At 50.5% G+C, this 11,913-nt stretch carries 8 protein-coding genes; 1 reads left to right on the top strand and 7 read right to left on the bottom strand.

All coding sequences use genetic code 11. The features are described 5' to 3' along the window. Positions 1-1,161, bottom strand: a complete 1,161-nt coding sequence (locus tag T499_RS0105700) for an NADH:ubiquinone reductase (Na(+)-transporting) subunit B (protein ID WP_033150053.1) — start codon at positions 1,159-1,161, stop codon at positions 1-3. Positions 1,162-1,188: 27 nt separating this feature from the next. After that, entirely contained in the window at positions 1,189-2,532 is a 1,344-nt protein-coding gene (locus T499_RS0105695) for a Na(+)-translocating NADH-quinone reductase subunit A (RefSeq protein ID WP_033150052.1), read from the bottom strand. 189 nt (positions 2,533-2,721) lie between these two features. On the opposite strand from T499_RS0105695, the gene T499_RS0105690 reads away from it, so the two are divergent. Continuing rightward, positions 2,722-7,098, top strand: coding sequence for a translocation/assembly module TamB domain-containing protein (locus T499_RS0105690; RefSeq protein WP_033150051.1), 4,377 nt, complete (start codon positions 2,722-2,724; stop codon positions 7,096-7,098). Positions 7,099-7,210: 112 nt separating this feature from the next. Here T499_RS0105690 and T499_RS0105685 read toward each other — a convergent pair whose 3' ends face one another. Genes T499_RS0105685 through T499_RS0105665 form a run of 5 tightly spaced genes read right to left on the bottom strand, consistent with a single transcriptional unit; the run spans position 7,211 to position 11,882 of the window. Continuing rightward, entirely contained in the window at positions 7,211-8,128 is a 918-nt protein-coding gene (locus T499_RS0105685) for a DMT family transporter (protein WP_013065547.1), read from the bottom strand. 50 nt (positions 8,129-8,178) lie between these two features. Next, entirely contained in the window at positions 8,179-8,934 is a 756-nt protein-coding gene (truA, locus tag T499_RS0105680) for a tRNA pseudouridine(38-40) synthase TruA (protein ID WP_033150050.1), read from the bottom strand. Beyond that, positions 8,928-9,521, bottom strand: a complete 594-nt coding sequence (locus tag T499_RS0105675; RefSeq protein WP_052173445.1) for a hypothetical protein — start codon at positions 9,519-9,521, stop codon at positions 8,928-8,930. Before T499_RS0105675 ends, truA begins: the two co-directional genes overlap by 7 nt. 2 nt (positions 9,522-9,523) lie before the next feature. Then, the gene (locus T499_RS0105670) at positions 9,524-10,729 is read right to left on the bottom strand and encodes an ABC transporter permease (protein ID WP_033150049.1); all 1,206 of its coding nucleotides are present in this window, start codon (positions 10,727-10,729) and stop codon (positions 9,524-9,526) included. Further along, positions 10,713-11,882, bottom strand: a complete 1,170-nt coding sequence (locus tag T499_RS0105665) for an ABC transporter permease (RefSeq protein WP_033150048.1) — start codon at positions 11,880-11,882, stop codon at positions 10,713-10,715. The genes T499_RS0105670 and T499_RS0105665 overlap by 17 nt, the downstream gene beginning before the upstream one ends. Positions 11,883-11,913 lie beyond the last annotated feature (31 nt).

Here is an 11,913-nt window from a genome sequence, read left to right as displayed (position 1 = left end):
TCATTTGCGACCTCCTCTCTTTAAACGGTTAGAGATATTGCGCTCCACAACGAAGTGGTCGATAGTAGGAGCAAACATGTTACCAAAGAAGATGGCGAGCATCATACCCTCAGGATAACCGGCATTCAGCACACGGATGATGATGGCCATAGCACCAATCAGGAATCCGTAAATGTACTGACCTGTGGTTGTGCGGCATGATGTAACAGGGTCGGTAGCCATAAACACGGCACCGAATGCAAAACCACCCATTACCAGGTGATGCCACCATGTCATGCCCTGACCAGTCTGCTCGAACAGTACGGCGAGTGCGATACCACCCACGAATACGCTGAGCATGGTGCGCCAAGAGGCGATGCCTGTCCACAGCAGGATAGCAGCACCGATAGCAATAGCCACGAGCGATGTCTCACCGATTGAACCTGGGATGAAACCGAGGGCCATATCGAGAATCGACGAATCGGGAGTGATGTTCTGTGCCAGCTGACCGAGTGGTGTAGCTGCTGTAAAGCCATCGGGCAGGTCGTTACCCAAACCGAAGATAGAATTCTGAGCCACCCAAACGGTATCACCAGTCATCTTCGAAGGATAAGCGAAGAACAGGAACATACGTGCTGCAACAGCAGGGTTGAAGATGTTCATACCTGTACCACCGAAGATCTCCTTACAGAAGATTACTGAGAATGCACAGGCCAGAGCCAGCATCCACAATGGGCAACCGATAGGAATAATCAATGGAATGATGATACCTGATACGAGGTAACCCTCCTGGATTTCCTCACCCTTCCACTGTGCCCAGGCAAACTCGATGCCCAGACCTACGATATAGCTAACCAGGATTTTTGGCAGAACGGCCAGGAAACCGTAAGCAAAAATCTCGCAGAAACTTGCGCTTGCCAATGTGCCGGCAGCAGCATAGTTCTGGTAGCCGATGTTATACATACCAAACAGCATGGCAGGCATCAGGGCGATAACCACCATACTCATAATGCGCTTCGAGTCGATAGAGTCGTGAATATTCACGCCACCAGCCTTCGCTGTGTCGTTAGGCACATAAAGGAAGGTCTCAAAGCCGTCGAACACCGAGCGGAAGGCATGAAGTTTGCCACCCTCCTCAAAGTTCGGCTTGATCTTATTGAGATAATTTCTTAAAAAGCTCATGTAAAATTATACATTAAAGATTAAACATTAAGCATTTTCCTTACGAAGGATATTGAGGCCTTCACGCACGATGCGCTGCAACTCCAATTTAGAAGAATCTACGAACTCGGCAAGAGCAAAGTCCTCGGGAGCAACCTCGTAGATGCCAAGGGCCTCCTGACGGTCGATATCGCCAGCGATGATAGCCTTAATCAGGTATTCGCCGTAGATGTCCATAGGCAGCACCTTGTCGTACTCGCCACTCATAATCATGTGGCGCTCGCCACCCTTTACGCGGGCATCGAGAGCGTACTTCTTCTTACCACAAAGCCAAGAGAAATAGCTGCGGTTAACCGAGAACTGCTTAAAGCGTGGCAGAATCCAACCCAGCATCTCGTCAGCATCGTTACCCTCGGGGATAACGGTAATCTCGCTGGTGTGAGCACCCAGGAAACCTTCCTTGGTTGTTGGACGGCCAGTAAGCACGTTACCATTAATAATACGAACGCTCTTCTGGGCATCGTAGCTGTTGCTCAACAGGGTTGAGAGCTCCTCGCCTACCAGCATATCCACGTGGGCAGGGTTCTTAACCTCGCTACCACACAGGGCTACGGTACGATGCAAATCAACCTTACCTGTATTAAACAAGCGACCGATGAACAGTACTACCGAAGGGTCGCCGATGGTCCATACCACCTCGCCCTTGTTTACAGGAGCGATGTTGTTAACCTGTACGCCTACGTTACCTGCAGGGCACTTACCATCAAATACGGTAACCTCGGCATTCTTGGTGTTCTCGAGTTTAGAACCAACTCCTACACCCAGATATACGGTAGCGATACGCGACAGGGCGTCGATACCAGTCTGGAAATCGTCAATCTGTCCCTCTACCTCGTACTCAAAATCGCAAGCCAGGGGCTTATCGCGCAGAGCAGAAACAAAAATTGCCCTCGGCTTCACACTAGGATTGGTGGAAACAGCGTAGGGCAACTGATTAATGTATCCGAAGATACCTGCCTCTAACAGCGCATTAATAACCTGCTCGTCTACAAGCTTGCTGACGTCCTTTTTGCCGAAGTCGGTAAACTCCTGCTGCTCGTCGGCATCAACTCTCACGCAGAGCACTTTTCTTCGTTCACCACGCACCACCTCGCGGACGGTTCCGCTAACAGGCGAGGCAAACTTTACCTCAGGATACTGCTTGTTAACAAACAAGGCATCCCCGGCCTTGACATGATCGCCCTCCTTGACAACAACCTTTGGAGTTACACCCTCAAAATCGTCGGGTACAAGCGCAAACTTGCCGTTCGATTTCAGCTGGATTTTCTTCTCCTCGGCCTTGCCCTCAAGGGTAATGTCTAAGCCTTTGCGTAACTTAATCACATTTGCCATTTATATCAGAAATTTTATTGAATAGTGTCGTTGCGAGTGCAAAATTACATAAAAAAAGCCACATAATAACAAATAATGAGAAAAAAAAGCCCAAATCACAACAAAAAGTCGTAATTTTGCCTCGTGAAGTTACTCAAAAGATTCGTTAGCTGGACAATTTGGGGTGTCATTCTACTTAATGTGGCACTCATGACCGTCTCATATATACCCCAGGCTCAGAACTACCTTGGCAGCAAGGTAGCCGATGCTATTGCCGATAAATTAGGCACCCAGGTAAGCATCGGTCGCGTTGATCTGGGACTGTTTAACCGTGTGATTATTGATGATGTGCGAATTAAGGACCAACAGCAGCAGGACATGTTGCGTGTAGGCCGCCTGTCAGTACGCCTGGAACTGCTGCCGCTGCTGGATGGCAAGATTTCCATCTCGTCGGCCCAGCTGTTTGGAGCACATCTTATATTATATAAGGAAAACGAGCGCAGCAAGACCAATTTTCAGTTCGTACTCGACTCGCTGGCATCAAAAGATACCACCAGTCATACCCCACTCGACCTGCGTATCAACTCGCTCATCGTACGTCGCACCAGCGTAACCTACGACGAGAAATACAAGCCCGTTACCATCGGCGTGTTCAATCCCTCGCACCTGAAGATAAGCGACCTGAGTGCGCACATCAACCTGAAGGCGCTGACCGACGACTCGCTGAACGTGAACGTAAAACGACTGGAGTTGAAGGAGCGTTGCGGACTGGTGGTGAAGCGCTTAAAGTTCCATTTGGCAGCCGGTCGCAAGCAGTCGCAATTAGAGAATCTGCTGGTAGAACTTCCCCAGTCGCGTTTGCAGATAGACACGCTGAACGCCACCTATCTGATGACCGACAGCGGCTTGCAGAAGGGCTCGTTAGACTATTACGGAAAGATTTCTAACACCAGCATAACTCCCTCAGAGCTAGTCTGTTTCGTTCCACAACTAAAGGGATTATCAAACCGCTTATCCATCGCAACCAGCTTTAATGGTACCGATACAAAAGTAACCATACCCAGCCTGCTGATAGCATCGGCAGGACACGAATTGGACATCAACGCCCATGGTTGGGTGGCCGACTGGCAGAAGCGTCCATCGTGGAACGTACAGCTGAACCGCCTGGCGGTTTCGGAGGGCTATCTGGCCACGCTTGCCAACGCCTTCCCTCAGATACCTGAGGAGCTGACACGTATGGGTGGCGTACAGCTATCGGCCGAAAGCGAGCGCAACCAGCAAGGGGCGGGCAACCTGCAGGCCGATGTGCATACAGGCGCCGGCGATGCCAAGGTGGATATGAACCTGGCAGCCGACCAATCGTTTGCCGGTACGGTTGAAGTTGCAGCCTTGAACCTGCAGCAGCTGCTGGCCAGCAACGACCTGGGCAAGCTAACCACTACCCTCGCCCTGAAGGGTCAGCTGCACGAGGGGCAGAAACCCGACGTGAATGTGGATGGCATTATCAGCGATTTCGACTACAAGGGCTATACCTATCATAACCTGGCGCTTAACGGCGGCTACAACCAAGGTGTGATAACCGGTAACTTTGATATAAACGACCTTAACCTGGAGGCGCAGATTACAGCTGAGCTGGCCGACCAGCATCTGAACGACAAGCCGCTTAACAGCATTAAGCTGCAGGCAAACATAGAGCGATACAACCCGCACGCCCTGCATCTGACCGACCAATGGGGCGGTGCCACGCTGAGTGGACAGCTGGAGGCTAATCTGGCTGCACGCAACCTGAACGATGCGCAAGGTAACATCCGACTGAGTAACTTCAACATCTCGGCTACCGAGCAACATCCTGCCTACCGTCTGGATAACCTGAACATCACAACAGGTCATACGGATGGCATCCACTTCCTTACCGTAAAGAGCGACTTTGCCGATGCTGAGTTGAAGGGACAGTTCGACTTTAACACGCTGGCAGGATCGTTCGTAAACCTGCTGAAGAGCAAGCTGCCCACCCTGCCCATTCTGCCTGCTACCACCACCAAGACCCACAACAACTTTGTGGTACGCCTGATGGTAAGCAAGAGCGACTGGCTGCGACGTGTGTTTAACGTCGACCTGCAACTGCGCCAGCCCGTAACCCTACAAGCCCGCGTTAACGACTTTACCAACGAGCTATACTTGAACGGCGACATCCCATCGTTTGCCTACAACGGCTCGTGGTATAGCGATGGCTACATCAACATCTCGTCGCCAGCCGACACCATGCGTTGTAACCTGAACATACGTAAGCAGATGGACGACGGCCAGCATCTGGATCTGGGACTCTCGGCCCATGCCGCTAATAATAACCTCACCACATCGCTCTACTGGGACAACCACAACGAGGGCGAGCGTATGAGTGGCGAGCTGAACACCATCATGCAGCTGTACCACAACGTGGCAGGCAAGCAAGAGGCACACCTGCGATTCATGCCGTCGCACATCATTTTGCGTGGCGAGGGTTGGGATGTAGAGCCTTCGGATGTGCTGTATAGCGATAAGTTCCTGCTGGTAGACCACTTCTCGGTTCAGCACGGACGTCAGCATATCATCGTGGATGGTATCGCCTCGAAGAACGCAACCGACTCGCTCACCGTGGATCTGCGTGAGGTTGAGGTGGGTTATATCCTCGACCTGGTGAATTTCCACAGCGTGGAGTTCAGCGGTAAGGCCACAGGAAAAGCACGCGCCTGGTCGCTCTTCGACGAGTTTAAGGCTAATGCCGACCTGACCGTAGATGAGTTTAAGTTTGAACGCGGACGCATGGGTGTGCTGCATGCCCTTGCCAACTGGAACCACGAGGCCCAGCAGATTGACATACATGCGGTGGCCGACGACGGTCCCGATGCTCAGACGCGTATCAACGGCTACGTATCACCCGTACATAACACCATCGATCTTGGTATCGAGGCCGATGGCACCAGCATCGAGTTCATGCACAACTTTACCAAGAGCTTCCTCTCGAGCATTACCGGTCATGGTAAGGGCTTGGCCCGTGTGGCTGGCACTCTCGACGATATCAACCTGACAGGTAAGCTGATTGTGGATGGCGAGGCTACCGTTACGCCGCTGAACACCACGTATAAGCTGGTACGCGACACCGTAGTGATGGTGCCCAACGAGATAGAACTGCGCCACATGCCTATCTACGATGCCTTAGGCAACAAGGCCATACTCTCGGGTGGCATACACCACCAGAGCCTGACCAACCTGAGTTTCGATCTGTTTGTAGAAACCGACAACCTGTTGGCTTACGACTTTAAAGATTTTACCAATCCCGATGGTAGCGAATCAACCTTCTACGGCACCGTTTATGCAGGTGGTAACGTATCTATCAGCGGTCATGGCAACGATGTGATTATCGATTGTAACGTAACGCCCCAGCCCGGTAGCGTGTTTGTGTATAACGCCGCCAGTCCAGATGCTATCAGCAATCAGGAGTTTATTACCTGGGAGCACCCCGATACCACCACAGTTGGCACAACGGCTAAGCTGGGTGCCACCACGCCTGCCAACACGCGTGCCGACGATACGGATATCTACATCAACTTCCAGATTAACGCCACGCCCAACGCCGCCCTGAAGCTGCTGATGGACGAAGGCACCAAGGATTACATCACCCTTTATGGTAACGGTTCGATACGCGCATCGTTCCACAACAAGGGCTCGTTTAATATGTTTGGAACCTACACCGTTGATCACGGCACGTACGGCATCACCATCCAGAATATCATCAAGAAGAACTTTACGTTTAACCGCGGTGGTACCATCGTGTTTGGTGGCGATCCCTATCAGGCTGCACTCAACCTGCAGGCCGTTTATACGGTTAGCGGCGTGAGTCTTTCCGACCTGAACATCGGAAACTCGTTCAGCAGCAACACCATTCGTGTAAACTGCTTGATGAACATTGGCGGACAGCCCGCAGCACCACAGGTTGACTTCGACCTGGAGATGCCAACGGTAAATGCCGACGAGCAGCAGATGGTACGCTCGGTTATCAACGGACAGCAGGAGATGAACCAGCAGGTGGTATATCTGTTGGCTATCGGTCGATTCTACAATCAGGGTGCCAACAACAGCACCAGCGCCACAGGCGAGCGAACCGACCAGACATCGCTGGCCATGCAGAGTTTCCTGTCGGGTACGCTGTCGTCGCAAATCAATACGCTTATCAACCAGTTTATCAAGAACGACAACTGGAACTTTGGTGCCAACATATCTACAGGTAACGAGGGCTGGCATAATGCCGAGTACGAGGGTATCATCAACGGTCGCATGCTAAACAACCGACTGCTGATTAACGGACAGTTTGGCTATCGCGACAACGCCACGCAAGCCAACCCATCATTCATTGGCGACTTCGACGTGCAGTATCTCCTCTACCCCAACGGCAACTTAGCCCTGAAAGTTTACAACCAGACTAACGATCGCTACTTCACCAAGTCAAGCCTTAACACCCAAGGCATCGGTCTGATTATGAAAAAAGACTTCAACGGCATTAGAGATTTATTCTCGTCGAAGAAACGTAAACGCAAAGAAAAGAAATAGAGATTTTAGGCACGGATTACACGGCTTAATAAAATTAAAACACGGCTTTAGCATTGCAACTAAGGCCGTGTCTTTTTATAAAAAAGCCGTGTTAATCCGTGCCTAAAAAAAACTACTTGCTACCGATGTAAAGGAATACCATTCCAAGGAGCACAAGCGCCAAGTCGAAGGCTTTGGCCTTGAGATTCTTCTCGTGGAAGAACATCGCACCAAACGTAAAGCTTACAATCACACTACCACGACGAATCATCGATACGATAGAAATCATGGCCTCGGGCAACGAGAGTGAATAAAAGTACATGAAGTCGGCGATGCTCAGGAACAGACTCACACCCACAATCGACCACGACCAATGGAACGGCGTTGTCTGCTCGTGCTTAGGCCACCACAGCAACCACAGCATAGCACCCATCATTAAACACTGGTAGATGTTATACCACGACTGCACCATCATGCGGTCCAAGCCCACGCCACCATTCTCTACTGGCGCCATCAGGAACTTGTCGTACAAACCGCTCACGGCACCCAGTATGGCAGCACCTACAATCATAAATATCCAGTTGTTGTGCTTAAAGTCGATGCCCTCCTTCTTGCCGCTACGACTCAGCAGCAGGAACGAGGCAATGGCCAGCAGCACACCTATCCATTGCCAATGGTTCAGGCGCTCGCCAAACACCAACAGCGCACCCACCAGCACCATCACCGGACGTGTGGCGTTGATAGGACCCACAATCGTAAGTGGAAGATGCTTCATGCCGAAATAGCCCAGAATCCAGCTCGACAGCACGATGAGCGACTTGAGCAGGATATACTTGTGCATATCCCAACCGCCTGCCGACACATGGAATATACTGCCATCAAGCACCTGAGTAGTACCACTCAGCACTATGAACGGCAGGAAAAACAAACTTGAAAACAACGTATTGAGAAACAGCACGGGAATAACCGCATTACCCTTCAGGGCCTGTTTCTTTAATGAATCATAGCAGCCCAACAAAGCTGCCGACATAAACGCCAATAATAACCACATAATCTGTTATCCAAAAAACTTCAATTTTTCAATTCTTCAATCTTCAATTTTCAATATTTCACATTCTCAAGGAACAAGGCATTACCAGGCATCGACTCGCCTGCATCGCTGCGGCGCTTGCCCTCAATCACACTTCGGAACTCATCAAGCGAGAGTCTACCACGACCCACATCTACCAGCGTACCCACCACGGCTCGGACCATATTACGCAAAAAACGGTTGGCCGTAATCACAAAGTACCAGGTAGTATCGCCCGTTTGTATCCACTCGGCACGGGTTACATTACAAAGGGTGGTCTTCACATCGCTATGCGCCTTGCAGAAAGCACCAAAATCCTCGTAGGTACAGAGAATACGGCCAGCCTCGTTCATCTTCTCGAAATCGAGCGGATAGTGAATCTCGCACGAGTAATGGCGCTCGAACGGACTCTTACGCGTGTGTATATAATAATGGTACGTACGCTCAGTAGCCGAGAAACGGGCATGCATATCGAGCGAAACCTCCTCAATCCTATCAACCACGATATCCTGAGGCAGCATCCTGTTCATCTTATAGGCGAGTTGCTGACAATCAATATCTCCCCTCCCTTTGGAGGGGTCGGGGGAGGCTTCAAAATGCGCCGCCATCACACGGGCATGCACACCTGCATCCGTTCGGCCTGCGCCTGTAATACTAATTTCCTGTCGGAGTAAGGTTGAGAGTACGCGTTGCAACTCGCCCTGTACGGAGATACCGTTAGGCTGCACCTGCCAACCGTGATAGTTGGTGCCATCGTAACTCAACCAAATAAAATATCTTTTTACCATCTGTTATCAAAACCATTTCGCTGATTCCACACACTCAGCTGAAAACTGAAGTTAGGATTCACGTTATATTTCACCATAGCGCCAATCTTGTCGCCAAAACCATCACCAAGCCACCACATGTTCTGTAGCGGCATGCGAGGTTGCATCATCGACTTCTGTGCAAAAATGCCTGCCTCCCAATGCTCATCAAAGCGATAATTCAGCATAGCCGTCAGTCCGGCATCCTTCATCTGATGGCGCCCATAGTCCAGGAACGAGCTATAGCCGCCTATCGAGAACGAGAGTTTAGGCATCAACTGCCCAGCATACATGACAGCCGCACTATTGGCAAAGCCGCTGCTGGCATGTTTGCCCACCCCAAAGATGGCCGAAGCCGAAAACGACGCATTCAGTCCGGGATGCAGCTCCCAGTTACCCAAACTGGTGTACATCGGTCCTATATACGGATAGGTGGCTATGGTGCCACGATACGTTAGCGGGGGTAACGAGAAGGTGGTATCGGGCTGTAGCAACACACCACGCTCTGCCTCCTGCGCCTTGAGGCAGGTGGCGAAACAAACTAATGCGATGACCAACCACTTTCTCATATCTAATCCGTTATGTGTAAATGCCGGCGCGTCTCACGCAGCTGATGACCATATACCAGGCACGCCATACCAAAATAGAAAGCCACCTGAACCCAAAGACAGCGCAACTCGAAGGCCACATCACCAATACTGGCGCCCATACTGTTTAATCGCAGATAGGCTCTGACACCAAAAGTACTGGGGAAAATCCACGACACGCCCTGCCATGCACCAGGAATATTGCTTTGCGGCCACGAAACACCCGTCAGGAACAACAACGGCAACGAGATGAACACCATCAGCAGAATCACATTCTCGCGATAGCGCACCATGCACGAAACCGTCATGCCAAAGAAGACACAGGCCAACAGATAAGGCACCATGAGAGCCATCAGATTCTGCCAAGGAGCCAACTGCATAAAACCAAATAGCTTTGGCACCACCGCTACCAGATAAGTGCCCATAACAGCATACACCATCAGATAGCAAAGCGCTTTACCACCTACGATACGATAGATGCCCGAATAAGCGGGATGAGCAGGTACCAGATCGCCATCAGGATTTGACTCGCGAGCCGTACCGGCAGCCAGTCCGATGCCAAGCGCCAACGTCTGCTGGATAATCAGCATCAGCACGGCAGGCAAAACCGATGTACCATAACCACCTTGAGGATTAAACATCGGCACCTCCTCTACTTCGAGCGGACTAACGGTTATCACATCCTCGCGCGCAGTATAGTTGCCAGCCAGCGCCACCTGCATCTGCGCACCCATCTTGGTGCTCACAGCCATCGCCGTCTGATAAATAGCTTTATAGGTAAGCATCAGCGCCATATCACAATACACGCTAATGGTGGATTGCTCCATGCGATTCAGCTTCGTGGCAAAATCCTCGGGAATATAATAGATACCCTTTGCTACCTGCCGACTCACTAAGCTTTTTGCTTCGTCTAAATCTAATGCATGACTAATCACCTTCACATCGGGCGAAGCATCGCACATGCGGATAAACTGGCGCGACTGATGCGAATGCGACATATCGACCACTACTACAGGCACCTCGCGAACGGTCTCATTATTATAAACCCACGAGTAAAGCAGCGGATAAACCAAAGGCACAATGACACAGAAAATCAGCACGCCCTCGTCGCGAAGCACCTGCTTGAACTCCTGTCGCCAGATATAAGCGGCATCATTTAAAGCCTGTATGATTTTATGGAATATAGACATAAGTAAGCATAGCATTTTTAACCTTACTGATAACAAACCAAGGCATCAGCGTGAAACCTATCAGCGCTACCAGATGGAACCAGGCATCAATAAGCGGATAGCCATTAAATACCGTTATCTGGAATAGCATATAATAATGGCGCAACGGGAATAGCCACGTGAGCGCCTGCAGAGGAGCATCCATACCCATAGCCGGGAAAGCAGAACCCGCCAGCGAGAAACTAAGAACGCCCCACAACGAACAGATACTCATGGACATGCGCAACGAAGGCATCAGGCCAAAGGCAAAGATACCGAATCCGATAGACCCAAACACGCCAAGTAAAGACAGGAGGACTACCATCATCCAACCGCCTACGTGTGGGAAATGGAGCACATGATAGATGTAGAACTGATAGAAAAACATCAGCAGCAAGAATACCAATATATGTGGCAGATACTTACCAATGATGGCTACAACTATCTTACCATCGGCCTTTTCGATCCACTCCTTACCACGATTAAACTTCAGTTCCATGCCCAACGAATAAGCTGATATCAGGAACATAAAGAGCATCATGATACCTGGCACAAATACCGTTGAGAGATACACATTGTAATTGCTCCAAGGATTGGCCACCTGATGCAGGTCGATACGGATGGGTTGCAAAAAAGCCTGAATCTGCTTGTCGGTAGCGCCTTTAGCACGCAACGTGGCCATACCTACAGCTGCTGAACCAAGGGTTGAAACGGTTTTCAAATCCTTCATCACCATCGAGCCGCCCGATAATGACACATTACTATAATAGAACGACACCTTGGGCCGACGAGCCGATATCAGATTACTGGTAGTGCCCTTGGGGAAATACAGGAATCCGTAGATCTCGTTTTCCTGCATAGCATGACGCGCCTCGGCAACCGACTGGAAATGAGCCACTACCCGCGAATTCTGAAAGCCATCGAGCTTACGAGTAAGCGCACGGGTAGTCGAGGTATTGTCGAGATCAACCACACCCACAGGCAAGTCCTGCGGCAGGCCATCGTCGAGCAGCGATGTAAAAAACACCATCGTCAACAGCGGGAAAACCACCATACAGAAGCCATACATGGGATTCTTTTTCAGAATCTTCATCTCACGCAAAGCTATCTCCCAGATTTGATTAAAACATTTCATCAATTAATGCTTAATCTTTAATGTTTAATGT

Source organism: Prevotella sp. RM4, from assembly GCF_000701965.1.
Classification (GTDB): domain Bacteria; phylum Bacteroidota; class Bacteroidia; order Bacteroidales; family Bacteroidaceae; genus Prevotella; species Prevotella ruminicola.
The sequence above is the reverse complement of the archived record's forward strand: the minus strand, read 5'-3'. Positions and strand labels throughout refer to the sequence as shown.

Excerpts from the sequence above, each read along its gene's own strand:
- T499_RS0105700 (WP_033150053.1), bottom strand. The coding sequence starts at position 1,161 with ATGAGCTTTTTAAGAAATTATCTCAATAAGATCAAGCCGAACTTTGAG.
- T499_RS0105690 (WP_033150051.1), top strand. The coding sequence starts at position 2,722 with ATGACCGTCTCATATATACCCCAGGCTCAGAACTACCTTGGCAGCAAG.
- T499_RS0105685 (WP_013065547.1), bottom strand. The coding sequence starts at position 8,128 with ATGTGGTTATTATTGGCGTTTATGTCGGCAGCTTTGTTGGGCTGCTAT.
- T499_RS0105675 (WP_052173445.1), bottom strand. The coding sequence starts at position 9,521 with ATGAGAAAGTGGTTGGTCATCGCATTAGTTTGTTTCGCCACCTGCCTC.
- truA (WP_033150050.1), bottom strand. The coding sequence starts at position 8,934 with ATGGTAAAAAGATATTTTATTTGGTTGAGTTACGATGGCACCAACTAT.
- T499_RS0105670 (WP_033150049.1), bottom strand. The coding sequence starts at position 10,729 with ATGTCTATATTCCATAAAATCATACAGGCTTTAAATGATGCCGCTTAT.
- T499_RS0105665 (WP_033150048.1), bottom strand. The coding sequence starts at position 11,882 with ATGAAATGTTTTAATCAAATCTGGGAGATAGCTTTGCGTGAGATGAAG.
- T499_RS0105695 (WP_033150052.1), bottom strand. The coding sequence starts at position 2,532 with ATGGCAAATGTGATTAAGTTACGCAAAGGCTTAGACATTACCCTTGAG.